This window comes from Stutzerimonas kunmingensis, assembly GCF_014764705.1.
GTDB lineage: Bacteria > Pseudomonadota > Gammaproteobacteria > Pseudomonadales > Pseudomonadaceae > Stutzerimonas.
In genome coordinates this window covers 224,576-250,899 of record NZ_JACXXG010000004.1, presented here as the reverse complement: position 1 = coordinate 250,899, position 26,324 = coordinate 224,576, and the positions used below count along the sequence as shown (strand labels likewise).

Annotated in this window: 28 protein-coding genes; 12 read left to right on the top strand and 16 right to left on the bottom strand. The window is 62.6% G+C overall.

Translation table 11 applies throughout. The features are described from left to right. Window positions 1-7 precede the first annotated feature (7 nt). Window positions 8-766 carry a Nif3-like dinuclear metal center hexameric protein gene (locus IEG05_RS06070; RefSeq protein WP_191121772.1) on the bottom strand — a complete coding sequence of 253 codons (759 nt, stop codon included), beginning with the start codon at window positions 764-766 and terminating at the stop codon, window positions 8-10. Between the two features lie 161 nt (window positions 767-927). Here IEG05_RS06070 and algW point away from each other — a divergent pair, with 161 nt between their 5' ends. Then, complete coding sequence (algW, locus tag IEG05_RS06065) at window positions 928-2,082, top strand: Do family serine endopeptidase AlgW (RefSeq protein ID WP_045666651.1); 1,155 nt, start codon at window positions 928-930, stop codon at window positions 2,080-2,082. 105 nt (window positions 2,083-2,187) lie between these two features. Here the strand turns inward: algW and hisC are convergent, their stop codons facing one another. The 11 genes from hisC to IEG05_RS06010 form a co-directional block, all read right to left on the bottom strand. Beyond that, a complete protein-coding gene (hisC, locus tag IEG05_RS06060; RefSeq protein ID WP_191121771.1) occupies window positions 2,188-3,234 on the bottom strand; it encodes a histidinol-phosphate transaminase in 1,047 nt (348 codons plus the stop codon). 112 nt (window positions 3,235-3,346) lie between these two features. Continuing rightward, window positions 3,347-4,657 carry a histidinol dehydrogenase gene (hisD, locus tag IEG05_RS06055; RefSeq protein ID WP_014821374.1) on the bottom strand — a complete coding sequence of 437 codons (1,311 nt, stop codon included), beginning with the start codon at window positions 4,655-4,657 and terminating at the stop codon, window positions 3,347-3,349. Between the two features lie 169 nt (window positions 4,658-4,826). Then, a complete protein-coding gene (gene hisG, locus IEG05_RS06050) occupies window positions 4,827-5,459 on the bottom strand; it encodes an ATP phosphoribosyltransferase (RefSeq protein WP_003302822.1) in 633 nt (210 codons plus the stop codon). A gap of 75 nt (window positions 5,460-5,534) precedes the next feature. Further along, entirely contained in the window at window positions 5,535-6,800 is a 1,266-nt protein-coding gene (gene murA, locus IEG05_RS06045; RefSeq protein ID WP_023445909.1) for a UDP-N-acetylglucosamine 1-carboxyvinyltransferase, read from the bottom strand. 103 nt (window positions 6,801-6,903) lie between these two features. Further along, window positions 6,904-7,143 carry a BolA family protein gene (locus IEG05_RS06040; RefSeq protein ID WP_191121770.1) on the bottom strand — a complete coding sequence of 80 codons (240 nt, stop codon included), beginning with the start codon at window positions 7,141-7,143 and terminating at the stop codon, window positions 6,904-6,906. A 99-nt stretch (window positions 7,144-7,242) separates the two neighbouring features. Further along, window positions 7,243-7,734 carry a phosphate-starvation-inducible protein PsiE gene (locus tag IEG05_RS06035; RefSeq protein WP_191121769.1) on the bottom strand — a complete coding sequence of 164 codons (492 nt, stop codon included), beginning with the start codon at window positions 7,732-7,734 and terminating at the stop codon, window positions 7,243-7,245. Between the two features lie 13 nt (window positions 7,735-7,747). Further along, a complete protein-coding gene (locus IEG05_RS06030) occupies window positions 7,748-8,062 on the bottom strand; it encodes an STAS domain-containing protein (protein ID WP_041014835.1) in 315 nt (104 codons plus the stop codon). Beyond that, a complete protein-coding gene (locus IEG05_RS06025; protein ID WP_003302831.1) occupies window positions 8,055-8,702 on the bottom strand; it encodes an MlaC/ttg2D family ABC transporter substrate-binding protein in 648 nt (215 codons plus the stop codon). Before IEG05_RS06025 ends, IEG05_RS06030 begins: the two co-directional genes overlap by 8 nt. Before the next feature lie 11 nt (window positions 8,703-8,713). Further along, window positions 8,714-9,172, bottom strand: coding sequence for an outer membrane lipid asymmetry maintenance protein MlaD (gene mlaD, locus IEG05_RS06020; RefSeq protein ID WP_014821378.1), 459 nt, complete (start codon window positions 9,170-9,172; stop codon window positions 8,714-8,716). Beyond that, window positions 9,172-9,969, bottom strand: a complete 798-nt coding sequence (gene mlaE / locus IEG05_RS06015) for a lipid asymmetry maintenance ABC transporter permease subunit MlaE (protein ID WP_003302833.1) — start codon at window positions 9,967-9,969, stop codon at window positions 9,172-9,174. Before mlaE ends, mlaD begins: the two co-directional genes overlap by 1 nt. Then, window positions 9,962-10,777 (bottom strand): ATP-binding cassette domain-containing protein, encoded by an 816-nt coding sequence (locus IEG05_RS06010; RefSeq protein ID WP_014821380.1) that lies wholly within the window; start codon window positions 10,775-10,777, stop codon window positions 9,962-9,964. Before IEG05_RS06010 ends, mlaE begins: the two co-directional genes overlap by 8 nt. A 281-nt stretch (window positions 10,778-11,058) precedes the next feature. Between IEG05_RS06010 and IEG05_RS06005 the strand changes: the two genes are divergently transcribed. The 10 genes from IEG05_RS06005 (at window position 11,059) to IEG05_RS05960 (ending at window position 18,054) form a co-directional block, all read left to right on the top strand. Continuing rightward, entirely contained in the window at window positions 11,059-12,033 is a 975-nt protein-coding gene (locus tag IEG05_RS06005) for a KpsF/GutQ family sugar-phosphate isomerase (protein ID WP_023445913.1), read from the top strand. Further along, window positions 12,033-12,557 carry a KdsC family phosphatase gene (locus IEG05_RS06000; protein ID WP_045666720.1) on the top strand — a complete coding sequence of 175 codons (525 nt, stop codon included), beginning with the start codon at window positions 12,033-12,035 and terminating at the stop codon, window positions 12,555-12,557. The genes IEG05_RS06005 and IEG05_RS06000 overlap by 1 nt, the downstream gene beginning before the upstream one ends. A gap of 8 nt (window positions 12,558-12,565) precedes the next feature. Further along, a complete protein-coding gene (lptC, locus tag IEG05_RS05995; RefSeq protein WP_003302839.1) occupies window positions 12,566-13,138 on the top strand; it encodes an LPS export ABC transporter periplasmic protein LptC in 573 nt (190 codons plus the stop codon). Then, a complete protein-coding gene (gene lptA / locus IEG05_RS05990; RefSeq protein WP_003302840.1) occupies window positions 13,125-13,670 on the top strand; it encodes a lipopolysaccharide transport periplasmic protein LptA in 546 nt (181 codons plus the stop codon). Before lptC ends, lptA begins: the two co-directional genes overlap by 14 nt. Continuing rightward, window positions 13,670-14,395 carry an LPS export ABC transporter ATP-binding protein gene (gene lptB / locus IEG05_RS05985; protein ID WP_003302842.1) on the top strand — a complete coding sequence of 242 codons (726 nt, stop codon included), beginning with the start codon at window positions 13,670-13,672 and terminating at the stop codon, window positions 14,393-14,395. The genes lptA and lptB overlap by 1 nt, the downstream gene beginning before the upstream one ends. A gap of 146 nt (window positions 14,396-14,541) precedes the next feature. Continuing rightward, window positions 14,542-16,056: an RNA polymerase factor sigma-54 gene (locus IEG05_RS05980; protein ID WP_191121768.1), complete on the top strand. Its 1,515-nt coding sequence runs from the start codon at window positions 14,542-14,544 to the stop codon at window positions 16,054-16,056. A 73-nt stretch (window positions 16,057-16,129) separates the two neighbouring features. After that, window positions 16,130-16,438, top strand: coding sequence for a ribosome hibernation-promoting factor, HPF/YfiA family (gene hpf / locus IEG05_RS05975; protein ID WP_003302844.1), 309 nt, complete (start codon window positions 16,130-16,132; stop codon window positions 16,436-16,438). Between the two features lie 7 nt (window positions 16,439-16,445). Next, window positions 16,446-16,910 carry a PTS IIA-like nitrogen regulatory protein PtsN gene (gene ptsN, locus IEG05_RS05970; protein ID WP_014821385.1) on the top strand — a complete coding sequence of 155 codons (465 nt, stop codon included), beginning with the start codon at window positions 16,446-16,448 and terminating at the stop codon, window positions 16,908-16,910. Continuing rightward, window positions 16,911-17,768, top strand: a complete 858-nt coding sequence (gene rapZ / locus IEG05_RS05965) for an RNase adapter RapZ (protein ID WP_041014840.1) — start codon at window positions 16,911-16,913, stop codon at window positions 17,766-17,768. A gap of 13 nt (window positions 17,769-17,781) precedes the next feature. Then, a complete protein-coding gene (locus IEG05_RS05960; protein ID WP_014821387.1) occupies window positions 17,782-18,054 on the top strand; it encodes an HPr family phosphocarrier protein in 273 nt (90 codons plus the stop codon). 49 nt (window positions 18,055-18,103) lie between these two features. Here the strand turns inward: IEG05_RS05960 and pmbA are convergent, their stop codons facing one another. Further along, window positions 18,104-19,450 carry a metalloprotease PmbA gene (gene pmbA / locus IEG05_RS05955; RefSeq protein ID WP_191121767.1) on the bottom strand — a complete coding sequence of 449 codons (1,347 nt, stop codon included), beginning with the start codon at window positions 19,448-19,450 and terminating at the stop codon, window positions 18,104-18,106. Window positions 19,451-19,562: 112 nt separating this feature from the next. On the opposite strand from pmbA, the gene yjgA reads away from it, so the two are divergent. Then, entirely contained in the window at window positions 19,563-20,084 is a 522-nt protein-coding gene (gene yjgA / locus IEG05_RS05950) for a ribosome biogenesis factor YjgA (RefSeq protein WP_191121766.1), read from the top strand. A gap of 64 nt (window positions 20,085-20,148) precedes the next feature. On the opposite strand, the gene tldD is transcribed toward yjgA, so the two are convergent. Genes tldD through IEG05_RS05935 form a run of 3 tightly spaced genes read right to left on the bottom strand, consistent with a single transcriptional unit; the run spans window position 20,149 to window position 26,280 of the window. After that, window positions 20,149-21,591, bottom strand: coding sequence for a metalloprotease TldD (gene tldD / locus IEG05_RS05945; protein ID WP_191121765.1), 1,443 nt, complete (start codon window positions 21,589-21,591; stop codon window positions 20,149-20,151). 2 nt (window positions 21,592-21,593) lie between these two features. After that, the gene (locus IEG05_RS05940; RefSeq protein WP_044315502.1) at window positions 21,594-22,439 is read right to left on the bottom strand and encodes a carbon-nitrogen hydrolase family protein; all 846 of its coding nucleotides are present in this window, start codon (window positions 22,437-22,439) and stop codon (window positions 21,594-21,596) included. A gap of 37 nt (window positions 22,440-22,476) precedes the next feature. Next, the gene (locus tag IEG05_RS05935; protein WP_191121764.1) at window positions 22,477-26,280 is read right to left on the bottom strand and encodes a YhdP family protein; all 3,804 of its coding nucleotides are present in this window, start codon (window positions 26,278-26,280) and stop codon (window positions 22,477-22,479) included. Window positions 26,281-26,324: the final 44 nt, after the last annotated feature.

The following is a 26,324-nucleotide window of genomic DNA, read 5'->3' as shown; positions in this document are numbered from 1 at the left end:
ACAAGCTTTACGCGGGGTTTGGGCAATCAATGAATTGGTGCTCGATGCCGAAGCGTCTTGCTAGGTACTCACCCAGCGCGCGGACCCCATAGCGCTCTGTCGCGTGATGGCCGGCAGCGAAGAAGCTCAGGCCATTTTCACGAGCGATATGTGCCGTGGGTTCGGAGATTTCACCGGTGATATAGGCGTCTACTCCGGCCGCCACAGCCTGATCGATATAGCCTTGGGCACCACCGGTACACCAGGCGACACGTCGAATCGGGCGGTCGCCGGCGACCATCAGCGGCTCCCGACCAAGCACGTCATGGATCCGACGCATGAACTCAGCCGGCGCCAGCGGTTTCTCAAGGGAGCCCACCAGCCCCACCGAGCGCGGATTGCCCGGCTCCAGCGGACCGTCGGAGCGAAGACCGAGCAGTACGCCCAATCGGGCGTTGTTGCCAACCTCGGGGTGGACATCGAGTGGCAGGTGGTACGCCAGCAGGCTGATATCGTTGCTCAGCAAGGTTTTCAGGCGGCGCTGCTTCATGCCGACGACGCGGGCATCTTCGTTTTTCCAGAAATACCCATGGTGGACCAGGACCACATCGGCGCCCGCCTCGACTGCCGCATCCAGTAATGCCTGGCTGGCCGTCACACCGCTGACGATCCGCGCCACCTGAGGACGCCCTTCGACCTGCAGACCATTGGGGCAGTAATCGGCAATCCTCGCGGCATCCAGATACCGGTCTGCTTCCTGAACCAGGGCAGTGAGCGCAACAGTCATGGCAACCTCTTGGTAGATGAGACACGGCTCGATAGATTTCTCGTCGAACCGCCGCGGCAAATCATGCACACATGAAGCTGCATTTCAGTTAGAGCTTCGTATAATGCCGCCACCTTAAGGGGCGCTCCACGCGCCCGCAACTCTGCCCGGACCCCTGCGCGATGTTCAATGCCCTACGTTTTCTCGGCTGGCCGTTGCTGGTCGGCCTGCTCGTAGCACTGCTGATCATCCAGCGCTATCCGCAGCTGGTGGGTATAAAGGAGCACGACATCGGGCTACAGCAGGCACCGCTGGTTGCCAGCGCACCGCAGCAGGGCCCTTATTCGTACGCCAACGCGGTGGCGGCCGCTGCGCCAGCAGTTGCCAACCTCTACACCACCAAGGTCATCGAGAAGACCGAGCAGCAACCGCTGTCCAAGGACCCGCTGTTTCAACGCTTCTTCAGTGACAACCTGCCGAGGCAACGGCGCATGGAGTCGAGCCTCGGTTCTGCGGTAATCATGAGCTCCGAAGGATACTTGCTCACCAACAACCATGTGACCGCCAACGCCGAGCAGATCGTCGTGGCCCTCAAGGATGGCCGGGAAACGCTGGCCCGGGTGATTGGCAGCGATCCGGAGACCGACCTTGCCGTGCTGAAGATCGACCTCGCAGACCTACCGGCCATCACGCTCGGCCATTCCGATCGCATACGCGTCGGCGACGTCACCCTGGCGATCGGCAACCCCTTCGGCGTCGGCCAGACCGTCACCATGGGCATCATCAGCGCCACCGGCCGCAATCAGCTGGGCCTGAATACCTATGAGGATTTCATCCAGACAGACGCTGCAATCAACCGCGGCAACTCGGGCGGCGCGCTGGTGGATGCCGGCGGCAACCTGATCGGCATCAATACCGCCATCATTTCCGAGTCTGGCGGTTCGCAGGGCATCGGCTTCGCGATACCGGTAAAGCTGGCGCTGGAAGTGATGAAGTCGATCATCGAGCACGGCCAGGTCATTCGTGGCTGGCTGGGCGTGGAGGTGCAGTCGCTGACTCAGGAGCTCGCGGAGTCCTTCGGTCAGGAAGGACGACCGGGAATCGTGGTGGCCGGTGTCTACCGCGACGGCCCGGCGGCACGCGCCGGGCTTCAGCCAGGCGACCTGATCCTGAGCATCGACGGGGTGCAGTCGGCCGACGGACGCAGCTCGATGAATCAGGTCGCCCGCGCGCGCCCAGGCGAGAACATCGACATCGACATCCTGCGCAATGGCAAGCCGCTGACCCTCACCGCCGAAGTTGGCATGCGACCACCGGTTAACGCTGCGCCGAAATAGCGATGACGCTCCTGCCAAAAGAGGGAAATGCCGCAACATGCTGCGCCCCTTCCACCGCAAGGTCGGCAAGGGCATGCAGTAAGCCTGCCCGAACCAGACTCAGCGTCAGCCGAGCGCAGCCAACAGCGCGTGATTCTGCTCCGGCGTACCGATGGTGATACGCAAGAACTGCTCGATACGTGGCTGCTTGAAATGCCGCACGATCACGCCCTGCTCGCGCAGGCTCGCGGCTACCGCGGCCGCATCGCGCTGCGGATGGCGTGCGAAAATGAAGTTCGCCGCCGATGGCAGAACCTCGAACCCCAGCCCCTGCATCGCCGTGACTACCGCCTCGCGACTGTCGATGACCTGCTGACAGGTCTGCTGGAAATGGGCGCGATCCTCGAACGCCGCCGCGGCGCCGGCGATGGCGATACGGTCCAGCGGGTAGGAATTGAAGCTGTTCTTGATCCGCTCCAGCGCCTCGATCAGATCCGGATGGCCGACCGCCAGCCCCACCCGAAGACCGGCCAGCGAACGCGACTTGGACAGCGTCTGCGTCACCAGCAGATTCGGATAACGGTCCACCAATGCGATGGCAGACTCACCGCCGAAATCCACATAGGCCTCATCGATCAGCACCACGGATTCAGTGTTCGCCTGCAATAGCTGCTCGATCGCCTGAAGTGGAAGCAGGCAGCCAGTCGGCGCATTCGGGTTAGGGAAGATGATGCCGCCGTTCGGCCGGTTGTAATCGGCCACATCGATCTGGAACTGTTCATCGAGCGCGACGGTTTCGTAGGCGATGCCATACAGCCCACAGTACACCGGGTAGAAGCTGTAGCTGATATCAGGAAACAGCAGCGGGCGGTCATGCTGGAACAAACCATGAAAGGCATGGGCTAGCACTTCGTCCGAGCCATTGCCGACGAAGACCTGAGCTGGGCACACACCGTAATATTCGGCCACGGCGTGCTTCAGCCGCTCGCCGTTCGGGTCCGGATACAGCCGCAGACCGTCGTTGAGCTCGGCCTGCATCGCGGTGATCGCACGTGGCGATGGGCCATAGGGGTTCTCGTTGGTGTTGAGCTTGACCAGCTTGCTCAGCTTGGGCTGCTCACCCGGCACATAGGGCACCAGGTCCTTGACGAAGGGGCTCCAGAATTTGCTCATCTGCCCTTCTCTCCTCGAAAGTGATCGGTTGGTCGTGAGGCGATAGTTCAAAACGCGTTGCCGAGTGGCGACGGCGAACGGGCATGAGCCAGTCCGTGCCGGCCGCCCAGCGTCAGCTCTTGATGCGGTACTCGGCGCTGCGCGCATGCGCCGTCAGCGATTCGCCGCGCGCCAGCACCGACGCCACCTTGCCCAACGTCGAGGCACCCTCGGCCGAGCAATTGATGATCGACGAGCGCTTCTGGAAGTCATACACACCCAGCGGCGAGGAGAAGCGCGCCGTGCCCGAGGTCGGCAGCACATGGTTCGGGCCAGCGCAGTAATCGCCCAGCGCCTCGGCGGTGTAACGCCCCATGAAGATCGCGCCGGCATGCCGAATCTGCGGCAGCCATTGCTCCGGCTCGGCGACCGAAAGCTCCAGGTGCTCAGGCGCGATACGGTTGGCGACATCGATCGCCTCCTGCATGTCGGCCACCTGAATCAGCGCACCACGGCCTTCGATGGAGGTACGGGCAATATCGGCACGCTCCAGCGTCGGCAGCAGGCGGGCGATGCTTTCGGCGACGCGATCAAGGAAAGCGGCATCCGGGCTGACCAGAATCGACTGGGCATCCTCGTCATGCTCGGCCTGGGAGAACAGGTCCATGGCGATCCAGTCCGGGTCGGTCTGGCCGTCGCAGACCACCAGGATTTCCGACGGGCCTGCAATCATGTCGATACCAACCTTGCCGAATACGTGACGCTTAGCAGTAGCAACATAGATGTTGCCCGGGCCGACGATCTTGTCCACCGGCGGCACGCTCTCGGTACCGTAGGCCAGCGCCGCGACCGCCTGCGCACCACCGATGGTAAAGACCCGATCGACGCCGGCAATGCAGGCCGCCGCGAGCACCAACTCATTGAGCTCGCCACGCGGGGTAGGCACGACCATGACCACTTCCGGCACACCAGCAACCTTGGCCGGAATGGCGTTCATCAGCACCGACGATGGATAGGATGCCTTGCCGCCCGGCACGTAGAGACCGGCGCGGTCCAGCGGGGTGACTTTCTGCCCCAGCACCGTGCCGTCGGCTTCGGTATAGGTCCAGGAGTCCTGTTTCTGCCGCTCGTGATAGCTGCGCACCCGCTCGGCAGCAATTTCGAGGGCCTCGCGCTGTTCTGGGGTAATCCGCTCGAGGGCCTGCTCCAGACGTGCGCGCGGCAGGATCAGATCAGCCATGGAGGCGACCTGTAATCCATCGAAGCGCTGGGTCAGCTCTACCAGCGCAGCATCGCCGCGCTCGCGCACAGCCTTGATGATCTCCAGCACTCGCTCGTTTACGCCATCGTCGGAAACGCTTTCCCAGCTCAACAGATGATCCAGATGACGTGCGAAGTCGGCATCGGCAGCGTTGAGTCGACGAATGGCGGAGGGAGCGGTCATAGCGGGCCTCATGGTTGGCTAGGCATCGGAAGCGGCCTGCTTCATTGCAATGGCACGAAGCGCAGGCCGGGCTCTCAGGCGCCGCTAGAATATCAAGCCCACCGTGCGGGCACCTGAGAATTTCAGCTATGGCACGGATAGGCAGGCGCGGTGGCGACCGCGAAACGCATCAATGCTGATGCTGCTGAACCGCCGTATGCAGGGTATCGATCAGCGCTTGGATACGCGCGTGCTGCATCTTCATCGAAGCCTTGTTCACCACCAGCCGCGAACTGATGTGTGCGATCAGTTCCTGGGGCTCCAGGCCATTGGCACGCAGGGTGTTGCCGGTGTCGACGACGTCGATGATCTTATCCGCCAGCCCCACCAGCGGCGCCAGCTCCATCGAGCCGTACAGCTTGATGATGTCGACCTGGCGGCCCTGCTCGGCGTAGTAGCGCTTGGCGACATTGACGAACTTGGTCGCCACGCGCAGGCGGCCCTTGGGCTCCGGCGCACCGACCTTGCCGGCGGTCATCAACTTGCAGTTGGCGATGCGCAGATCGAGTGGCTCGTAAAGCCCCTGGCCGCCGTACTCCATCAGCACATCCTTGCCGGCGACGCCGAGATCGGCCGCACCATGCTCGACGTAGGTGGGCACGTCGGTAGCGCGGACGATCAGCAGACGCACATCATCCTGAGTGGTCGGGATGATCAGCTTGCGGCTCTTGTCCGGGTTCTCGGTGGGCACGATGCCGGCTGCGGCGAGCAGCGGCAGGGTATCGTCGAGGATGCGGCCTTTGGACAGGGCGATGGTAAGCATGGAGCATATTTCCTTTGGAACCTCGGGTGGGCCCTCGCTAGTCAAGGGCCCGCTAGCCATCCGTCTTGCGAAAACCTAGCCCGGCACGCGGCGAATCTTCGCGCCCAGCAGCTGCAGCTTCTCTTCGATGCACTCGTAGCCACGATCAATGTGGTAGATGCGATCGATCAGCGTATCGCCCTCGGCAACCAGGCCGGCGATGACCAGGCTTGCCGACGCGCGCAGATCGGTCGCCATGACCGGCGCACCTTTGAGACGCTCGACGCCGGTGACAATGGCGGTATTGCCTTCGACCAGAATCTGCGAGCCCATGCGGTTCATCTCGTAGACGTGCATGAAGCGATTCTCGAAAACGGTCTCGATCACCGTGCCGGTGCCTTCGGCAATGGCGTTCAGCGCAATGAACTGCGCCTGCATGTCGGTCGGAAACGCGGGGTATGGCGCAGTCCGCACGTTGACTGCCTTTGGCCGCTTGCCCTTCATGTCCAACTCGATCCAGTCGCTACCGGTGTCGATATGCGCGCCAGCCTCAACCAGCTTGTGCAGCACAGCTTCGAGCAGCGTTGCGTCGGTATCCTTCAAGCGAACACGGCCACCAGTGGCAGCCGCCGCGACCAGATAGGTCCCGGTTTCTATACGGTCGGGCATCACGCTGTAACGACCACCGCCAAGACGTTTGACCCCATCGATGGTGATGGTGTCGGTGCCGGCACCGGAAACCTTAGCACCCATGGAGTTGAGGAAGTTGGCCAGGTCAACCACCTCGGGCTCACGCGCGGCGTTTTCCAGCACGCTGCGGCCGTTGGCCAGCGCGGCGGCCATCATGATGTTTTCGGTACCGGTCACACTTACCGTATCGAAGAAGAAATGCGCACCACGCAATCCACCGGCAGGCGCCTTGGCCTTGATGTAGCCACCTTCGACGTCAATGTGCGCGCCCATGGCTTCGAGACCACGGATGTGCAGATCGACCGGCCGCGAGCCAATGGCGCAACCGCCGGGCAAGGCAACTTCGGCTTCGCCAAAACGCGCGACCATCGGGCCGAGCACCAGGATCGAGGCGCGCATGGTCTTCACCAGCTCATAGGGCGCAACCAGCGTCTTGATGCTGCTGGCGTCCACTTCGACACTGAGCTTTTCGTCGATGACCGGCTGCACGCCCATGCGACCGAACAGCTCGATCATCGTGGTGATGTCGTGCAGGTGCGGCAGGTTGCATACCGTGACAGGGGTGTCGGCCAACAAAGTGGCGGCCAGAATCGGCAGGGCGGAGTTCTTCGCACCGGAAATGCGAATCTCGCCATCGAGGCGAATACCGCCGGTAATGATCAGTTTGTCCATGAGTATTCCCGTAAGCCGCAGGCTGTAAGCACTGCCGAAGGGGGCGGCGCAGTCAATTCGACGCGCTCTGCCTGGAATGAGTGGAGGTGCTGGCCGCCAGCGATCAGGCGCGCCCGGCCCAGTCGACGCGACTGAAGAACTTCATGGTGACGGCGTGAATGCTGCCGTCGGCGATCCAGGGGTTGAGGTGGGCGTATATCTGCTGCTGGCGTTTGACCGGGCTCAGACCGGCCAGCTCGTCACTGATCACGTTGAGCTGGAAGTTGCAGCCTTCGCCTTCCACTTCTACCTGGGCACCTGGAATCTTCTGTTCCAGGAAATTCTTCACTTCTTGGGCCTGCATGTTCAACCTCGATCGGCGCAGGACGCGCACGGGCCGATCATCATACAAAAAAGCCCGAAGGCTGCGAACCCCGAACCTCGCCGAACCAACGGAGATGTCTCAATCGAGCGTCTCGGCGCCCTGGTCACGGCTACGCGAATGGCGTGGCCGACCGCTATCGCTTTGCACGGCGGGAAAGCGTGAGGAGGCGAAGCGCACCACCAGAATCGCCAACGCCAGAAGCAGGATCGCACCGGATACGTAGACCACGCCCATGTCAGGACGATGGTGGTGGGAAACATCGGAGATCAACAGGCGGGTCAGCGCGGTAATCGCCACGTAGATCAGGAATCGCACCGGCATGTGGTTGGTCTTGAAATAGATCCCGACCATCGCACCCAGCTCTAGGTAGATGAACAGCAGCAGGATGTCATCGACCGTGATATGGCCCTTCTCGACCATGCCGAGAAAGGCCATGACCGCCGCCCAGGCCGTCACCGCGCCGATCGCAAACAGCGCCAGGTAGTGGAACGTCTCGACCAGCAGATTGCCCAGCGATTCGGCCAGCTCATGCACGCTATCGCGCAGCCCTTCCGCCCAGCGCAGTTTCATACGGCTATTCCTTTCAGACCCGGGATGCTTCCAGCGGCAGGATATCCAGCAAGCCGGACACCTTGGCAATCTTTTCCATATCGTCAGGTAACGCAGTGACGCGCAGTTCGACGCCGGCGGCCTTGGCATCGCGCATGAACGCCAGCAGGAGAGAAAGCCCGACACTGCTGGACCGCTCGATCGCCGAGCAATCCAGCATCAGTGCCGAGCGGCTGTCCGCGATCAGCGCTCGCCCGGCCTCGCGCAGCGCAGGCCCGCTGCTATAGTCAAGCACGCCGATCATGCGCAGTTCGCCTTCGGCACCACGCTCGATACGCGCCTCACTCATCGCCTGCGGCCTGCTGACCGGCCTCGGTGTCCTTGGTTCGCGCCACCACCTCGGCCCAACCATCGATGGTCTTGTCCAGATCGCCGCCGTTACGCTGCATGGAATCGGCGAACTGATCGCGGAACAGCTTGCCAATGTTAATGCCATTGATGATCACATTGCGCACCCGCCACTCGCCAGCGTTGACCATGGTGTAGGACACTGGATAGATCTCGCCCTGGCGCCCTACCACCTCCATGCCGACGCTGGTGCGCTTGTCATCAGCCTTGCCGCTCGACGGCAGCACGCGGATCTGCTGGTTGTTGTATTCCAGCAGGGCGTTGCCATAGAACTGCATCAGGCTGCGCTTGAAATTCTCCTGGAAGCGCGTCATCTGCTCAGGCGAGGCGTTGCGCGAATATTTGACGGTCATGATGCTGCGCGAGATGCCTTCGGCATCGACGACCGGGCCAAGAATCTCGTTCAGCGAGTCATAGAAAGCCGCCGGATCGTTGCGGTACTGCTCCTTGTTGGCCTTCAGATCGGCCAGCAACTCATCGGTGGTCTGCTGAATGACCTGGTGGGCTGTCAGCGCAGCGTGGGAGAACATGGGCAGAACGGCCAACAGAATCAGCAGGCCGCGGCGCAAGGCAGTCATCATGTGCATCTCCTTCAATCTTTGTTAACCGAGTTGAGCAGGAATTTGCCGATCAGATCCTCGAGCACCAGCGAGGACTGGGTGTCCTGAATGGTGTCGCCATCCGCGAGCAACTCCTCCTCACCGCCGACGCTGATGCCGATGTACTTCTCACCCAGCAGCCCTGCGGTAAGGATCGAAGCCGTCGAGTCGGCCGGCAGGATGTCGACATCCTGCTGGATTTCCAGCGTGACTCGTCCGGTGTAGCTGTCACGATCCAGGTCGATCGCGGTGACCTTGCCGATGGTCACGCCAGCCATGGTCACCTTGGATCGGACAGTCAATCCGGCAATATTGTCGAAATAGGCATACAGCTTGTAAGTGTCGGCATCAGTAACGCTCAGCCCGCTGACACGCAGTGACAGCAGCAGCAAGGCCAGCAGCCCGGCAAGCAGGAACAGCCCGACACCCATTTCCAGTGTGCGGATACGCATCAGAAATCTCCAAACATCAACGCGGTCAAAATGAAATCGAGGCCGAGCACCGCCAGCGAGGCGTAAACCACAGTCCGGGTGGTGGCACGGCTGATACCTTCGGAGGTCGGGTCGCAATCGTAGCCCTGGAACACGGCGATCCAGGTCACTACCAGCGCAAAGACGACGCTCTTGATAACGCCGTTGAGCACATCGGAACTGAAGTCGACGCTGTTCTGCATGTTGGCCCAAAACGAGCCTTCGTAGACACCGAGCCACTCCACCGCCACCATCGCTCCGCCCCAGATTCCGACCACGTTGAAGATCAGCGTCAGCAGCGGCAGCGAGATGAAACCGGCCCAGAGGCGCGGCGCGATGATGTACTTGAGCGGATCGACTCCGATCATTTCCAGGCTCGAGAGCTGCTCGGTCGACTTCATGTTGCCGATCTCGGCCGCCAGAGCCGAGCCGGCACGCCCGGCGAACAGCAGCGCAGTAACCACCGGACCGAGCTCGCGCAACAGGGTCAGTGCGACCATCTGCCCAACCGCCTGCTCGGAGCCGTAGCTGCTGAGAATGTTGTAGCCCTGCAGCGCCAACACCATGCCGATGAAGATGCCGGAGACAACTACAATGGCCAGTGACAGCACACCAACCGAATAGAGCTGCTTGACCAACAGCGAAAAACCGTTACGCAGCCCGCTTCGCCCGAACAGCGCATGCACGAGAAATATCGTCGAGCGCCCCAGGGCTGCCAGCACATCCAGTCCGGCGCGACCGAGCAGGGCAATCCGATCCAACAACGAACGCTTACGCATCGGTGCCTCTCAGTAGATCGTCGGCATAGGCCGGTGCAGGAAAATGGAATGGCACCGGCCCGTCGGCTGCGCCCGTCATGAATTGCCTGATGCGCGGATTGTTCGACTCCATCAGCTCCGCCGGCGTGCCCTGGCCAAGCACCTGGGCATCGCCAACCACGTAGATGTAGTCGGCAATGGACGCGGTTTCGGCCAGATCGTGGGAGACCACGATACTGGTGATGCCCAGCGCGTCGTTGAGCAGGCGAATCAGCCGCACGAGAACGCCCATCGCAATCGGATCCTGTCCGGCGAAGGGTTCGTCATACATCAGAATCTGCGGATCCAGGGCAATCGCCCGCGCCAGCGCGACACGCCGCTTCATGCCACCGGACAGCTCGTCGGGCATCAGCTCGATGGCGCCACGTAGCCCTACCGCTTCGAGCTTCATCAGCACGATGTCGCGGATCATCTCGTCTGGGAGCTTGGTATGCACCCGCAGCGGAAACGCAACGTTCTCGAACACGTCGAGATCGGTGAACAGTGCCCCGCTCTGGAACAGCACACCCATCTGCTTGCGCATGTCGAACAGCTCGCTGCGCGAGAGGCTCGGCAGATTGTTGCCCGCCACCCAGACTTCACCACGCGACGGCATCAGCTGCGCAGCGATCAGGCGCAGCAGCGTCGTCTTGCCACAACCGGACGGCCCCATGATGGCCGTAACCTTCCCTCGCGGTATGGCGATATCGACATCGTTGAAAATACTGCGCTCGCCTCGCTTGAAGGTCACTCCCTTCAGCTCGACGGCGAAGTCATTGCAGGCGCTCATCTGGTCTCCTTGCATGCAGTCTGCGAAACAGACGGCTCCCGATGACGCTGGGATACTTTCTGCCCTGACCGTTTTCGGCGGCGCACTATAGCATCGCGCCAGAGGCCGCCCAACCGATGAGCGTTTCGGCAGATGACGAGCGACGCCCCGTTCAGCTTCGGTTCAGCTCAGGCTGATCAAATTGATTGTGCCGACCCACAGTGATGTGCCGACATTTTCCATGAGTCCGCAACGGATTCTCGCTATAATCCCCGCCTTTTAATCGGACGACCTCGCCAGCCATGAGCCAGAGCAGCCAATTGATCGAAACCGCGCAACGCACCATCCGCCTGGAAATAGAAGCGGTTGAGCAGTTGAACGCACGTATCGATGCCGATTTCGTGCAGGCTTGCGAGCTGATCCTTGGCTGCAAGGGCCGAGTGGTCGTGGTTGGCATGGGCAAATCCGGGCACGTCGGCCGCAAGATCGCCGCCACATTGGCCAGCACCGGCACCGCTGCCTTCTTCGTGCACCCCGCCGAGGCCAGCCATGGCGACATGGGCATGATCACTCAGGACGACGTGGTCCTCGCCCTTTCCAACTCCGGCACCACCAGCGAGATCGTCACCCTGTTACCGCTGATCAAGCGGCTCGGCATCACCCTGATCAGCATGACCGGCAACCCCAACTCGGTACTGGCCAAGGCCGCTGCGGTGAATCTGGACGCTAGCGTCGCCATCGAAGCCTGCCCGCTGAACCTCGCGCCGACCTCCTCCACCACTGCCAGCCTGGTGCTCGGCGATGCCCTGGCTATCGCGCTGCTCGAGGCTCGTGGGTTCACTGCTGAAGATTTCGCCTTCTCTCACCCGGGCGGCGCGCTGGGCCGCCGCCTGCTGTTGAAAGTCGAGCACGTCATGCATACCGGCGAGCGCTTGCCGAGGGTTCCGCGCGGCACATCGCTGCGCGACGCCCTGCTGGAAATGACGCAAAAGGGCCTGGGCATGACCGTCATCGTCGAAGCGGACGGACGACTCGCCGGCATCTTCACCGACGGCGATCTGCGCCGTGCGCTGGACAAGGGAGTCGACGTTCGCCAGACGCGCATCGACGAGATCATGACCGTGCACGGCAAGACCGCCCATGCTGAGATGCTCGCCGCCGAGGCTCTGAAGATCATGGAAGACCACAAGATCAGTTCGCTGGTAGTCGTCGATGACCAGGAGTTGCCGATTGGTGCGCTGAACATGCACGACCTCCTGCGCGCGGGGGTGATGTAATGCACGAACACCTGCTGCAACGCGCCCGCGACATTCGCCTGGCGATCTTCGACGTCGATGGTGTGCTCACCGATGGCCGCCTTTATTTCCTGACCGACGGCAGCGAGTTCAAGACGTTCAACACACTGGACGGCCACGGCATCAAGATGCTGATCAACTCCGGCGTGCGCACCGCGATCATCAGCGGGCGCAAGACGCCCGTGGTAGAGCGTCGAGCGCAGAACCTCGGTATCCAGCACCTTTATCAGGGGCGCGAGGACAAGCTGGTCGTGCTCGACGAACTGCTGACCGAACTTGGCCTGAGCTACTCTGAAGTAGCCTATCTCGGTGACGACCTGCCTGATCTGCCGGTGATACGCCGCGTAGGCCTCGGCATGGCCGTGGCCAGCGCCGACACCTTCGTTCGTGAACATGCCCACGGCGTTACCCTGGCCCGCGGTGGCGAGGGTGCGGCACGCGAGTTCTGCGAACTGATCATGCGCGCGCAGGGCACCCTCGCCGCCGCGCAAAACGCATATCTGTAGGGGTCTGCATGCTTCGCAAAATGCGCTTCGCTGTCCTGCTGACGCTGATCGCCGCCCTGCTGGTGGCGGTCGGCTACTGGAACATCCGGCCGGAAAGCTTCATGCAGGAGCCGTCCGTCGCCAGTGGCGCAACGCCTGATGTCGACTTCTATGTGATCAATTCCCGCACGGTGCAATATCAGCCCGACGGCAAGCGCAACTACGAACTGACCGCAGACAAGCTCGAGCACATCAAGGCGAGCGACATCAGCCTGCTGACCAAACCGGATCTGCTGTCCTATCGCGGCACCGAACTGCCGTGGCACGTGCGTAGTGAGCGCGGCGAAGTATCGGCCGAAGGCGACGAGGTGCTGCTGATCGATCAGGTCAAGGTCGAGCGAACCGACGCCAAGGGGCGCCCGACGATCCTGACCACCAGCCGCCTGACGGTATGGCCGGAGAAGGATTATGCCGAGACAAACCAAGCCGTTAGAATCGAGGCCGCCAATGGCGTGACCACGGCAACCGGCATGAAAGCGTACATGGATGACGGCAGGATGCTCCTGCTGTCCAACGTAAGAGGCCAGCATGAGCTGCGTTAAGACTCTCCCCCTCCTGCTCGGTTTGAGCGCATTCTGGCTTGGCGCCAGCGCCTGGGCGCTTCCCGAGGACCGTGAACAACCAATCCGCGTTCAAGCCGACACCGCCGAACTGGACGACCGACAGGGCGTGGCGGTCTACCGCGGCGACGTGGTCATCACCCAGGGCACGATGAAGATCACCGGCGACACGGTGACCATTACCCAGGATGACAACGGCGACGTCGAAGTCTTCACCTCCATCGGCAAGCCGGCCTACTACGAGCAGAAGCCTGCGGTGGACAAGGAGATCGTCAAAGCCTACGGCCTGACCATCCAGTATTTCGCCGCCAACGAGCGGATCGTGCTCATCGATCAGGCCAAGGTCGTTCAGGAAGGCAACACCTTCGAAGGCGAGAAGATCGTCTATGACACCCGTCGGCAGATCGTCAACGCCGGGCGCGCCACCAATGCCGATGTCACCACGCCGCGCCCGCGCGTGGACATGGTGATCCAGCCGCGCAAAAACGGTCAGGCTGCGGAGCAGCCCGAGTAATGGCCGTTCTCAAAGCCCAGCATCTGGCCAAGAGCTACAAGAGCCGGCAGGTCGTGCGCGATGTCAGCCTGTCCATTGAAAGCGGGCAGATCGTCGGCCTGCTCGGCCCCAACGGCGCCGGCAAGACCACCTGCTTTTACATGATCGTCGGCCTGGTGAATGCCGACCAGGGCCGCGTGCTGATCGATCAGGACGACGTCACCCACCTGCCGATGCACGGGCGCGCACGGGCCGGCATTGGCTACCTGCCACAGGAGGCCTCGATCTTTCGCAAGCTCTCGGTCGCCGACAACATCATGGCCATTCTCGAGACCCGCAAGGATCTGGACCGCAACGGCCGTCAGCAGGCGTTGGAAGGCCTACTGCAGGAATTCCATATAAACCATATCCGCGACAGCCTCGGCATGAGCCTCTCTGGAGGTGAAAGACGCCGCGTGGAGATTGCCCGCGCACTGGCCACCGCACCGAAGTTCATCCTGCTAGATGAACCCTTTGCCGGTGTGGACCCGATTTCAGTGGGCGATATCAAGCAGATCATCCATCACCTCAAGGCCAAGGGCATCGGCGTGCTGATCACCGATCACAACGTCCGCGAGACCCTGGATATCTGCGAGACGGCCTACATCGTCAACGACGGGCAACTGATTGCCGAGGGCGATGCGCAGACCATCCTGAGCAATCAGCTGGTCAAGGAAGTCTATCTGGGCCACGAATTCCGCCTGTAAGGCGGATTTTTTGCTCGGCTCGGCAAATCGGCTCTAGGCAAAGGCTTCATCGGCAGGCATATAATTTGCTTTCTGCCGGCGCCCCGCGCACGGCATGTCGGAATGGGCGCGGTTGCGCCGGCATAAAAGGTTCGAAGTCCTCTGCCATGAAACCATCGCTAGTCCTGAAGATGGGCCAGCAGCTGACGATGACACCGCAGCTGCAACAGGCCATACGGCTCCTCCAGCTATCCACCCTCGATCTGCAACAGGAGATCCAGGAGGCGCTGGACTCCAATCCCATGCTCGAGCGCGAAGAAGACGGAGACGACTTCGACAGCTCCGACCCTATGGCCGAGGCCGCTGAACGGCCAGGCGACACCGTCACCGAGAAGAGCAGCACCCAGGAAAGCGCCTACGAGGAGCCCTCTCATAGCAGTGACAGCCTGGACGACAGCGACGGCGACTGGGGCGAGCGGATTCCCAGCGAGCTTCCGGTCGACACCGTCTGGGAAGACATCTACCAGACCAGCGCCAGCAGCCTGCCCAGCAACGATGACGACGAGTGGGATTTCACCAGCCGGACATCGAGCGGCATAAGCCTGCAGAGCCATCTGCTGTGGCAGCTGAACCTCGCGCCAATGAGCGACACCGACCGGCTGATCGCGACCACCCTCATCGACTGCATCAATGAACAGGGTTATCTCGAAGAGACGCTGCAGGAAATCGTCGACTCGTTCGATCCCGAGCTGGAAATCGAACTCGACGAGGTCGAGGTCGTTCTGCGTCGTATCCAGCAATTCGAACCGGCCGGCATCGGCGCACGTGACCTGCGTGAGTGCCTGCTGTTGCAGCTGCGCCAACTGCCCGACCGCACACCATGGCTGAGCGAAGCGAAGCGTCTGGTCAGCGACTATCTGGACATCCTCGGCAGCCGGGATTACAGCCTTCTGATGCGGCGAATGAAGATCAAGGAAGACGATCTGCGCCAAGTCATCGAACTGATCCAGAGCCTGAACCCGCGCCCGGGGTCGCAGATCGAGGCGAGCGAGCCGGAATATGTGGTGCCCGACGTGATCGTGCGCAAGCACAATGATCGCTGGCTGGTCGAGCTGAATCAGGAAGCCATGCCGCGCCTTCGCGTCAACGCGCAATACGCCGGCTTCGTCAAACGCGCCGACTCCAGCGCGGACAACACCTTCATGCGCAACCAGCTGCAGGAAGCGCGCTGGTTCATCAAGAGCCTGCTCAGCCGCAACGAGACCCTGATGAAGGTGGCGACTCAGATCGTCGAACACCAGCGCGCCTTCCTCGAGCATGGTGACGAGGCAATGAAGCCTCTGGTACTGCACGACATCGCCGAGGCGGTGGGCATGCATGAGTCGACCATCTCCCGCGTGACCACGCAGAAATACATGCACACGCCACGCGGCATCTACGAACTCAAATACTTCTTCTCCAGCCACGTCAGCACGGCGGAAGGCGGCGAATGTTCGTCCACCGCGATCCGCGCGATCATCAAGAAACTGGTCGCCGCGGAAAACCAGAAAAAGCCGTTGAGCGACAGCAAGATCGCTGGTTTACTGGAAGCGCAGGGCATCCAGGTGGCCCGCCGCACAGTTGCGAAGTACCGCGAGTCGCTCGGTATCGCACCATCCAGCGAGCGCAAACGTCTACTGTGATCGGCCCCTGGTCGAACTGTCCCGGCGCAGGCCTACCAACCTGCTCTTCGTACAAGGCAAAGGAGATAGCAGTATGCAAGTCAACATCAGCGGTGTTCATCTGGAAGTAACCGATGCCCTGCGTGACTACATCGAGGAGAAATTCGATCGGCTTGCTCGCCACTTCGACCGCATCATCAGCGTTCAGGTGATCCTCCAGGTCGAGAAACTCAAGCAGAAAGCCGAAGCAACCTTGCACGTCGCAGGCCGCGAAGTCGTGGCCATCGCCGATCACGAAGACATGTACGCTGCCGTCGACCTGTTGGTCGACAAGCTCGATCGCCAGTTGATCAAGCACAAGGAGAAGCAGCTCGACCACACACAGGGCGCTGTCACCCGCTGACTCCAATATGATCCGACTCGAAAACATCCTCACCCCCGGGCGTTCCTTGGTGAACGTCCCGGGCGGTAGCAAGAAGCGCGTCCTGGAACAGATCGCCAAGGTGATCGCCCAGGACCTTATCGATCTCGATTCCCAGACCATCTTCGAAAGCCTGATCGCGCGCGAGAAGCTCGGCTCGACCGGCTTCGGCAACGGCATCGCCATCCCGCACTGCCGCATGGTTGGCTGCAATGCGCCGCTGAGCGCCGTTCTGCGCCTGCAGACGCCAGTGGATTTCGACGCCATCGACGGCGCGCCGGTGGACCTGCTGTTCGTCCTGCTGGTACCGGAGGCCGCCACCGACGAGCATCTCGAACTGCTGCGCCAGATCGCCAGCATGCTCGACCGCGAAGACGTACGCCAACGACTGCGCCAGGCGCCGAGCAACGAAAGCCTCTACCAGGTGGTGGTCGACGTGCAGAACGGGGCATAGATGCGGCTTATCATCGTCAGTGGACGCTCGGGTTCGGGCAAGAGCACTGCACTGAACGTGCTCGAGGACAACGGTTTCTATTGCATCGACAACCTGCCTGCCGGACTGTTGCCTGAGCTTGCCGAGCGCGCCCTGCTGCACACTGAGCTGCTGCATCCGCAGGTCGCCGTGTCGATCGACGCGCGCAACCTGCCCAGCCAGCTCAAGCGCTTCCCCGAGCTACTCGAAGAAGTCCGCGCCAAGCACATCCAGTGCGATGTGCTCTATCTGGATGCCGACGATGAGACCCTGCTCAAGCGCTTCTCGGAAACCCGCCGCCGCCATCCACTGACCAACGAAAATCGCTCTCTGGCCGAAGCGATCCATGATGAGGAGTTGCTGCTCGCAGCGATCATCGATCACGCCGACCTGAAAATCGACACCACCCATCTCAATCTCTATCAGCTGCGCGACGTGCTCAAGTTGCGCTTGCTCAACAAGCCTGAGCCGGGCACCGCTTTTCTGGTCGAGTCATTCGGTTTCAAGCGCGGGATGCCGGTCGATGCCGATCTTGTGTTCGACGTACGTTGCCTGCCCAACCCTTACTGGAAAGCCGAGCTTCGCGACTTTTCCGGGCTAGACCAGCCGGTGATCGACTACCTCAGCGCCCAGGCCGACGTGGAGGAAATGTTCCAGGATATCCACGGCTATCTGAGCAAATGGCTGCCGCGCTTTGCAGCCAGCAACCGCGCATATGTCACCATCGCCATCGGCTGCACCGGCGGCCATCATCGCTCGGTCTACCTGGCCGAACGGCTAGGCCAGGCGTTGAGAGAACCGCTGAAGAACCTGCAGGTCCGTCATCGGGACCTCGCCTAGGAATACCTGCACCATGCCCGCCCGCGAAGTCACCATCATCAACAAACTCGGCCTGCACGCGCGCGCTGCCGCCAAGTTCGTCGCCGTTGCCAATCGCTACCCCTGCAAGATTCGCGTTGGCCGCTGTCCGGCCACGCTGGTCGACGGAAAGAGCATCATGGCGGTCATGATGCTCGCCGCCAGCAAAGGCACCACCGTGCACCTGGACACCGAAGGTGAACAGGAAGAGGACGCACTGAACGCGCTGACCGCGCTGATCGACGACTATTTCGAAGAAGGCGAGTAGACACCTTGCCACAGCGGCGCGAATCGTTGCCGACCGCGCCGCGCCTACCTTACTTGCCAGCGACCATCATTCGCTCGATCAACACCGAGCCGGTCCGCACGTTGCCGCGCGTTTCCACATCGCAACCGACCGCCACGATCTGGCGGAACATGTCGCGCAGATTTCCGGCAATCGTTACTTCCTGTACCGGGAACTGGATCTCGCCATTCTCGACCCAATAGCCGCCGGCGCCACGAGAATAGTCGCCGGTCACCAGATTCAGGCCCTGTCCCATCAGCTCCGTCACCAGCAGGCCCCGGCCCATGCGCCGGATCAACGCCGCCTGATCCTCCTCCCCATGGCTGACGAACAGGTTGTGCACCCCCCCGGCATTGGCCGTACTGGGCATACCGAGCTTGCGCCCGGAATAGGTCGAAAGCACATAGGAGAGCAAGCGACCGTTTTCCACGAACGGCTTGGCATAGGTTGCCAGGCCATCGCCATCGTAGCTGGCACTACCGAGGGCACGGGGAATGTGCGGACGCTCATCGAGGCTCAGCCACTCGGGAAACAGCGTCTGCCCCAGGGCATCCTCGAGATAGGACGCCTTGCGGTAGAGATTTCCGCCGGAAATCGCTGCAATGAAGTGGCCAAACAGACCGGTCGCCAGCTCGGGGGCGAAAAGTACCGGCACTTCGCAGGTAGGAACCGGGCGCGCGCCCAGACGTCGCACGGCACGCTCGGCTGCGCGCCGGCCGATGGTCTGCGGGTCGAGCAGCGCCTCGCCGATGCGATTGACGTCGTAGAAATAGTCACGCTGCATCTGCCCTTCGCTCTCGGCGATCATCACGCAACTCAGGCTGTGACGGCTGCTGCAATAGCCCCCGATGAAGCCGTTGCTGTTGCCATAGGCGCGGCAGCCCTGATGGGTATTTAGCGTAGTGCCGTCTGCGTTGCGGATACGCTGATCGAAGGCGAACGCGGCGTCTTCACAGCTGAGCGCCTGCTCGATGGCCTGTTCGGGGGTGACCGCCCACGGATGGTAAAGATCGAGATCGGGAAGCTCGCGAGCCATCAGCGTAGCGTCAGCGAGGCCAGCAAATTCGTCCTCCGAGGCATGCCTGGCGATGGCCAGCGCGGCGGCTACGGTTTCACGGATGGCGTCGTCACCACTGCCGGTGGTGCTCGCAGTGCCTTTGCTCTGGCCGACATAGAGCGTGATGCCGAAGCCTTGGTCGCGATTGAACTCGACCGTCTCCACCTCGCGCTGACGCACTGTGGTCGACAGCCCCTGCTCCATGGAGACCGAAACCTCGCTGGCGCTGGCGCCCTGCCGGCGCGCTTCCTCGATGATGCGCTCGACCTTCTCGCGCAAACCGGGCAGCGCGTGCGGGCCGATGCCCTCTACTTCACTCATAAGCACTCCCAAACCACTGCAATCGAATCAAGTTGCAACCTGACGCCGCTCCTCTGAAGCCTGCTGCCAGGGCTGCTGTTATCATGGCGGCATTTCCTAGTGGACCATCCCCATGTCTGAACACTCCGACGCCGAAGATTTCGACGAAAAAAGCAAGTCCCAGGTCAAACGCGAGCTGCTTGCCCTGCAGGAGCTTGGCGAGCGGCTAACTACCCTCAAGCCCGACCTCATCGCTCGCCTGCCGCTGAGCGACGCGTTGCAGAAGGCGCTGGCCGAGGCGCCGAAACACAAGGCGCATATCGCGCGCAAACGGCACATCCAGTACATCGGTAAGCTGATGCGCGACCAGGATGTCGATGCCATTCTCGCGCTGGTCGATCAACTGGACGCCTCGACGCGCCAATACAACGAGCGCTTCCATGCGCTGGAGCGCTGGCGTGACCGTCTGATCGGCGGTGACGACGCCACCCTGGAAGCGTTTGTAACCGAATACCCCGAGACCGACCGCCAGCATCTGCGCGGGCTGATCCGCCACGCCCAGCACGAGGCGGCGCGCGACAAGCCGCCGGCCGCCAGCCGCAAGATATTCAAGTACATCCGCGAACTGGACGAAGCCAAACGCGGCTTGCGCTGACGGCAATCTCAACCCGTACCTCAACCTCTACCCTTGAAGCTCGCGGCTGGCACTCGCCGCGGCTTCACGCACCCGTTCCGCCTACGGTTATCTCGTCGATCTTCAGGGTCGGCTGGCCGACGCCCACCGGCACCGACTGCCCATCCTTGCCACAGGTGCCGACACCGCTGTCGAGCGCCAGGTCGTTACCGACCATCGACACCCGGTTCATCACCTCGGGGCCATTGCCTATCAGCGTCGCGCCCTTCACCGGCGCGGTGATCTTGCCGTCCTCGATCAGATAGGCCTCACTGGTGGAGAAGACGAACTTGCCGCTGGTGATGTCGACCTGACCGCCGCCGAGGCTGGCGCAGTAGATGCCCTTCTTCACCGAGCGAATGATTTCCTGCGGATCGCTTTCGCCGGCCAGCATGTAGGTGTTGGTCATGCGCGGCATCGGTAGATGCGCGTAAGACTCGCGGCGGCCGTTACCGGTCGGCGCTACGCCCATAAGGCGGGCGTTTAACTTGTCCTGGATATAACCCTTGAGAATGCCGTTCTCGATCAGCGTGGTGCATTGGGTCGGCGTGCCTTCGTCATCGACGCTGAGCGAACCTCGGCGATCCGCCAGGGTACCGTCATCGACGATGGTGCACAGGCTGGACGCCACCTTCTGCCCAATCCGGCCACTGTAGGCCGAGCTGCCCTTGCGATTGAAATCACCCTCCAGGCCATGGCCGACGGCCTCGTGCAACAGCACGCCGGACCAGCCAGGCCCAAGCACGACCGGCAAGGAACCGGCCGGTGCCGGCACCGCTTCGAGGTTGACCAGCGCCTGACGCAATGCCTCGCGGGCGTAGCCCATGGCGCGATCCTCGGTGAGGAAGTACTGGTAGCCGGTACGCCCGCCGCCACCCTGGCCACCGCGCTCGCGGCGGCCGTTCTGCTCGACGATCACGCTGACGTTGAAACGCACCAGAGGGCGGATATCGGCCGCCATACCACCGTCCATTCCGGCCACCAGGATATGCTCCCAGACGCCCGCTAGGCTTACAGTCACCTGCTTGATGCGAGGGTCCAGCGCCCTGGTCGCGACGTCGATGCGCTTGAGCAGCTCGACCTTCTCGGCACGGCCGAGCCCGTCGAGCGGATTGTCCTGCGCGTACAACGGCGCGAATGCCGCCCTGGACAGCACCTTGACCTGGCCTTGCTGGCCGCTGCGCGCGATGGAGCGTGCAGCCTGAGCCGCCTGACGCAATGCATCGGCAGTGATCGCGTTGCTGTAGGCGAAACCGGTTTTCTCGCCGGACAGTGCGCGCACGCCGACGCCCTGCTCCAGATGGAAGCCGCCCTCCTTGACGATGCCATCCTCGAGCACCCAGGACTCGGAAACCTGATCCTGAAAGTACAGGTCCGCCGCATCCACGCCGGGCCCGGCGAGTTCACCGAGCAAGCCTGGCAGGTCATCGATACCCAGGCCGCCAGGTGTCAGCAGTCGCTCGGTGACAGGTAACAGCAGTTCACTCATATTCACTCCAAACGGTCCGTGGCCAGGCACGGTACGGAAAATCGGCGGTGGCGCTGCAGCGGCATTCGCTGGCGGATGGCAGCCTGTTCGGACGCATCCCGAGCGGCAACCAAAGCCGCCTCGCCAGTCGCCTGCTCGCACAGCAGACGGCCCCATGGGTCCACGATAGACGAATGCCCATGGGTGAGGCGACCACCAGGATGCTCTCCACCCTGTGCGGCAGCCAGGATATAGCACTGAGTCTCGATGGCACGGGCACGAATCAACGTCGCCCAGTGCGCTTCACCGGTCACCGTGGTGAACGCCGACGGCACGCTGATCAACTCGGCACCTGCCGCCCTCAGCGCACCATACAGCTCGGCGAAACGCAGGTCATAACACACGCTCAGCCCCAAGCGTCCAACCGGTGTGTCGGCGATCACCAGCCGTTGCCCCGCCGCATAGTCGTCCGATTCACGGTAGTGACCACGGTTGTCAGCGACCTCCGCATCGAACAGATGCAGCTTGTCGTAGCGCGCCACCCGCTGCCCCTGATCATCGAACAGCAGAGAGCAGGCATTCGGCTTGCCCTGCGGGTCGTCGTCGGGCGGTAACGGCAAGGTGCCGGCTACGATCCACAACCTGAGGTCACGGGCGACCTGTTTCAACCAGGGCAGGATCGACCCGTCGCCAGCGGCTTCGGCGCGACCCAGTTGCGGCAGATCGCTGCGGCCCATTGCGGCGAAGTTCTCCGGTAGCACCGCCAGCCGCGCGCCCGCTTCGGCCGCCTGCTCGAGCAGCTCGCGCGCGCGGGCCAGATTGAGCGTTACATCCGCCTGGCTGGCCATCTGAATCACGGCTAAGGACATGCTATCCCCGATGCTGAAAGACCCGGCTCGATGCGGATCAGTTGGGCTTTTCGAATGGTTTGTCGAAGCTGATCTTAGGCGCCTGCCAAGGCCCCTTGACGTCGTACTGTACGCTGGCGAAACGCGCCACGCGGTCGCCGAGCAGCTTGTCCACCACGAACAGCGCCCCGCCGATCGCCGGTGCGCCGACAATCAGCGCCGCCAGCGGCAGGTTGTTGCTGATCGGCAAGGTAACCAGCAACTTGGCGTCGATCTCGTCACGCGCCATATCCAGCCTGCCATCCAGCTCAAGGTTGGTCGACGGACCGCTGACAGTGATGGGCTCGCGGGTATTGAACACACCCTCCTCGGCCAGCAACCGCCCATCCAGCCGGTCGTAACTGAGCCCCTTGCTGAACAGATCGGAGAAGTCCAGCCGCAGGCGGCGCCCTATCGAATTGAAGTTGAGCACGCCGAACACGCGCAGCGCCTGGGCGCTGCCGTCGATCTCGACAAACTGCCCCTTGCGCAGCCGAGGTCGCATGCTGCCGGAATAGCGCGCCATGGCGAACCAGGCCGGCGAACCAGGCCACTGCCCATCCACATCTAGGCGAAAACTGTCACTGGTCACCGAAGGCGCAAAGCCCCACGCAAGCAATACGTCAGCGAGATTGCGCCCTTCGAGGCGGCCCTTGTACCAGGTCTGCGCACTGCCCCAGCCGCCGTTCCCGGTAATCTTCAGGCCCTTGAGGTCGAGAGCGATATCGCGGAACTCGGTCCCGCCGCTGACCGGGCGCAGCTTCAACGCCCAGGCGCCGAGCACATCGTCGCCCAGGGAAACCCGTTCGATCGCGACATCCATTGCCGGCAGGCTTTGCGGGTCGACATCAGCCAGCGGATCGGGTCGTTCCTTGACCGCCTCGTCGGATTGCGCGGCAGCCGGCAGACGCAGGCGCTGGAGATCGGCAACGATGATGCCACCCTCGGTATCTGGCAGGCGAACCGAGCCGCTGATGATCGAACTGCGAAGGCCAAGGTCCCAGGCTTCGCTCATTCGCCGCAGGTCCAGCCCAAGATTGTCGATCCGGGTGCCAAAACCTTCGAAACGATCGATATCGACCTGCGCCCGGCGCAGCAGCGAGCCAGTCGTCTGCTGCGCTTGTGCCTTGCCGTGTTGTTCGAGCACCGCCTGCCAGGCTTTCAAGTCGAACTGCGGCAGGCGCCCCCTGACATAAAGCCCGGCACTGGCCGGAAGATTGGCCGCCCCAGGCCCGAGACGCAGCTCGCCGCGCCCCTGCGCCCAGACACCCGGCGGCGCAGCGAACGTCAGTGCGGCGAGTGACCCGTGCCGGACACCGTAGCGACGCTCGGCTCCTTGCAGGGACATCCGCAACGAGGTGTCACGGCGCTCGCGTGCAGGCTTGCCGAACGGCGCTGGCAGATCGATGCGCAGCCCCTGTAGCGAAGAGTCGATCTGCAACTGACTGTCCTCACCCGCCAGATCCAGTCGCAACTGATAGGCCAGCTCACCGCTGGCGGGCAGCGACTGCTCGATCGCGAGCCACTCAGCCAGACGCTTCAACCCCACGGCGCCCTGTGCCTCCACGCGAGAGGCAGGCTTGCCAGTCGCTCCTGTCGCTACCGCCTTGCCCTTGACCGGAGCGCCGAACAGACGCGCCTGGATGGCCTCTGCACTCAAGCCTCGCGCGGTGTCGTAGCGGAAACTGCCGCTGAGTTGCTCGAAGGCAAGCTCCGGCTCGGGAATCTTCAGTTTCGCATCGTCGCTGGCGAAATCCACGATGACCCGCGGCGTGCCCTTGCCCAGCGGGATCTGCAGATCGAGCGCGCCGCTGAGCGCACCCTGCCCCTGCCAGCCTGCGAAGATCTCACCGGTTCCGATCGGCGCCTCCTGAAGCAGCTTCAAGGCATCCGCCAGGCTGCTGGCGACCTGCCCCTTCACGGCCAACTGCGGCACGTTGCCGGCGCCGACGCGAGGAATGTCCGCTGTCGCATCACGCACGTGACTGTCGAGAATCCGCCCTTCCGCGAGCCGGACGCGAACCCCGCTGTCTTCGATCAGCACCTCGCCACGGCCCTGCTGCAGCACGGGCCAGCCGGGCTGAAACGCCAGCTCGGCATCGCGCACCTTGAAGTACAGGCTCAGGCTGCGCGCGCTGTCGGAAGCTCCCTTGCTCAATGCGCCCTGGTACTGGAAATAACCTTGCTCGACCGTACCGCTGCGAATTGCTTCCTTGAGCCAGCTGACCAACGCCGGGCTTAACGCCGGTGAGCGTGTCGGCAAGTATTTTTCGGTAAAGCGCGCGTCGCCTTCGCTCAAGCCAACCCGCAGGTCCATGTAATCCTCTGCCGCGGGATCCCTGGCCAGGCGGATCAGGAAGTCACCGGCGATCTTGCCTTCCTCGCCGTCGATACGCAGATAGGGCGCAGCCAGCGTGAAGGCCTGCTCGTCCAGCGCCCAGGTCAGACGCCCGCCGGCGTGTCGGTAGCGCCAGGGCTCGGGATACAGTGGCGCAAGCTGCAGGCTGAAGTCGTCGCTGTCCACGCGCAGTTCTCCGCCGCCCAGGTCACCGCGTATGCTGCCACTCGCATTGCCCACCGCCGGTATCCAGTTGTGTGCGGCGAAACTGATGCGGTCCAGATTGGCTGCGAACTGCAGCCGCTGCGGCGATTCCATCTGGTGGTAGTAGTCGAGCTGCAGATTGCGCAGTGTTCCGCTGGGCTGCAGCGCGGTCAGCGTCTCGGTTGCGGCCGGTGGTAGCGGCGCCAGTGCACGGACGAGTGTGGCGATCGGCGCGATACCCAACCGATCAGCCTGCAGCTGCCAATGCTGCTGAGTCTGATCCTGCTGAACCTGGATTCGCGCATCGCCCCAGCGCTCGCCTTCGAGATCGAACGCCAGCCGGTCCAGCAGCAGCCGGTAGCCCTGCTCGTTGCGATCGATATAAGCCTCGCCCCCAAGGTCCTCAAGCTGAACAGGCTCACGATCGGCAAAGGACGTGATCAGTTGCGGCGCGTTAATCCGTAGAACAGCACGCTCCAGCGCCTGTTCGCGCCAGGTTGCCCACAGCTCACCTCCCATCTTCAACGTCTGCAGATGCCAGTCGGCAGTCAGTCGGCGCGGCAACCAGGCGGCCCAGTCGCTTTGTGGCAGGCTGAGATAAACCTGCGCCTCGGCGTGCTGCCAGCGTTGCGGCTGCACCCGCCCCTCAATGCGCAAGGCCAGGGGCAGGCCATCCGGCAGGATGCTGCGCCCGTCCAACCGGAGCCCCACACCGTCGACGAGCAGGCCCAGATCGGTGTAGCTCAGGGTCAGCGGCGGTTCTCCGAATGGCTCCAGCGTGATCTGGCTGTTGCGCACCGCCAGCCCACGCACCCGCTGCAACGACTCGAGAATCTTCTGCGGTTCGGGCGGTTTCTGCTCGGTACGGGTCGGCAAGCCCTCCACTCGCCACTTGCCCTCGGCATCTTCAGCGACAGACAGCTGCACGCCGCTAAACTCCAGCCGGCTCAGCCGCCACTCTCGCGCCCAGAGGCTGGCCGCCAGGTCTGGGACGATGGCAATACGGTCCAGGCGCATCGCGCTGTCACCCTCGCCGAGCAATACATCATGCGCCAGCAAACGGGGAGCGAAACCCTCCCAGCGGCCTTCGAGCCTGCCCAGCGCGATTGGCATGCCCAGCGCCGCCTGCGCCTTCTCCTGCACCTCGGCCCGGTACTCGGCGATTACAGGCACCAGCTGCCGCCCCAGGCTCACGTAGAGCGCGGCCAGAATCAGCCCGAACGCGATTACCCAGAACAGCTGGCGCGACAGTGTCACGAGGAAGGCAGCGAGGCGGTTCATCTGGATGCGCTCCGGTCATCCTGGCCCTTGCGGCCCGGTCTACC

Excerpts from the sequence above, each read along its gene's own strand:
- IEG05_RS06070 (WP_191121772.1), bottom strand. The coding sequence starts at position 766 with ATGACTGTTGCGCTCACTGCCCTGGTTCAGGAAGCAGACCGGTATCTG.
- algW (WP_045666651.1), top strand. The coding sequence starts at position 928 with ATGTTCAATGCCCTACGTTTTCTCGGCTGGCCGTTGCTGGTCGGCCTG.
- hisC (WP_191121771.1), bottom strand. The coding sequence starts at position 3,234 with ATGAGCAAATTCTGGAGCCCCTTCGTCAAGGACCTGGTGCCCTATGTG.
- hisD (WP_014821374.1), bottom strand. The coding sequence starts at position 4,657 with ATGACCGCTCCCTCCGCCATTCGTCGACTCAACGCTGCCGATGCCGAC.
- hisG (WP_003302822.1), bottom strand. The coding sequence starts at position 5,459 with ATGCTTACCATCGCCCTGTCCAAAGGCCGCATCCTCGACGATACCCTG.
- murA (WP_023445909.1), bottom strand. The coding sequence starts at position 6,800 with ATGGACAAACTGATCATTACCGGCGGTATTCGCCTCGATGGCGAGATT.
- IEG05_RS06040 (WP_191121770.1), bottom strand. The coding sequence starts at position 7,143 with ATGCAGGCCCAAGAAGTGAAGAATTTCCTGGAACAGAAGATTCCAGGT.
- IEG05_RS06035 (WP_191121769.1), bottom strand. The coding sequence starts at position 7,734 with ATGAAACTGCGCTGGGCGGAAGGGCTGCGCGATAGCGTGCATGAGCTG.
- IEG05_RS06030 (WP_041014835.1), bottom strand. The coding sequence starts at position 8,062 with ATGAGTGAGGCGCGTATCGAGCGTGGTGCCGAAGGCGAACTGCGCATG.
- IEG05_RS06025 (WP_003302831.1), bottom strand. The coding sequence starts at position 8,702 with ATGATGACTGCCTTGCGCCGCGGCCTGCTGATTCTGTTGGCCGTTCTG.
- mlaD (WP_014821378.1), bottom strand. The coding sequence starts at position 9,172 with ATGCGTATCCGCACACTGGAAATGGGTGTCGGGCTGTTCCTGCTTGCC.
- mlaE (WP_003302833.1), bottom strand. The coding sequence starts at position 9,969 with ATGCGTAAGCGTTCGTTGTTGGATCGGATTGCCCTGCTCGGTCGCGCC.
- IEG05_RS06010 (WP_014821380.1), bottom strand. The coding sequence starts at position 10,777 with ATGAGCGCCTGCAATGACTTCGCCGTCGAGCTGAAGGGAGTGACCTTC.
- IEG05_RS06005 (WP_023445913.1), top strand. The coding sequence starts at position 11,059 with ATGAGCCAGAGCAGCCAATTGATCGAAACCGCGCAACGCACCATCCGC.
- IEG05_RS06000 (WP_045666720.1), top strand. The coding sequence starts at position 12,033 with ATGCACGAACACCTGCTGCAACGCGCCCGCGACATTCGCCTGGCGATC.
- lptC (WP_003302839.1), top strand. The coding sequence starts at position 12,566 with ATGCTTCGCAAAATGCGCTTCGCTGTCCTGCTGACGCTGATCGCCGCC.
- lptA (WP_003302840.1), top strand. The coding sequence starts at position 13,125 with ATGAGCTGCGTTAAGACTCTCCCCCTCCTGCTCGGTTTGAGCGCATTC.
- lptB (WP_003302842.1), top strand. The coding sequence starts at position 13,670 with ATGGCCGTTCTCAAAGCCCAGCATCTGGCCAAGAGCTACAAGAGCCGG.
- IEG05_RS05980 (WP_191121768.1), top strand. The coding sequence starts at position 14,542 with ATGAAACCATCGCTAGTCCTGAAGATGGGCCAGCAGCTGACGATGACA.
- hpf (WP_003302844.1), top strand. The coding sequence starts at position 16,130 with ATGCAAGTCAACATCAGCGGTGTTCATCTGGAAGTAACCGATGCCCTG.
- ptsN (WP_014821385.1), top strand. The coding sequence starts at position 16,446 with ATGATCCGACTCGAAAACATCCTCACCCCCGGGCGTTCCTTGGTGAAC.
- rapZ (WP_041014840.1), top strand. The coding sequence starts at position 16,911 with ATGCGGCTTATCATCGTCAGTGGACGCTCGGGTTCGGGCAAGAGCACT.
- IEG05_RS05960 (WP_014821387.1), top strand. The coding sequence starts at position 17,782 with ATGCCCGCCCGCGAAGTCACCATCATCAACAAACTCGGCCTGCACGCG.
- pmbA (WP_191121767.1), bottom strand. The coding sequence starts at position 19,450 with ATGAGTGAAGTAGAGGGCATCGGCCCGCACGCGCTGCCCGGTTTGCGC.
- yjgA (WP_191121766.1), top strand. The coding sequence starts at position 19,563 with ATGTCTGAACACTCCGACGCCGAAGATTTCGACGAAAAAAGCAAGTCC.
- tldD (WP_191121765.1), bottom strand. The coding sequence starts at position 21,591 with ATGAGTGAACTGCTGTTACCTGTCACCGAGCGACTGCTGACACCTGGC.
- IEG05_RS05940 (WP_044315502.1), bottom strand. The coding sequence starts at position 22,439 with ATGTCCTTAGCCGTGATTCAGATGGCCAGCCAGGCGGATGTAACGCTC.
- IEG05_RS05935 (WP_191121764.1), bottom strand. The coding sequence starts at position 26,280 with ATGAACCGCCTCGCTGCCTTCCTCGTGACACTGTCGCGCCAGCTGTTC.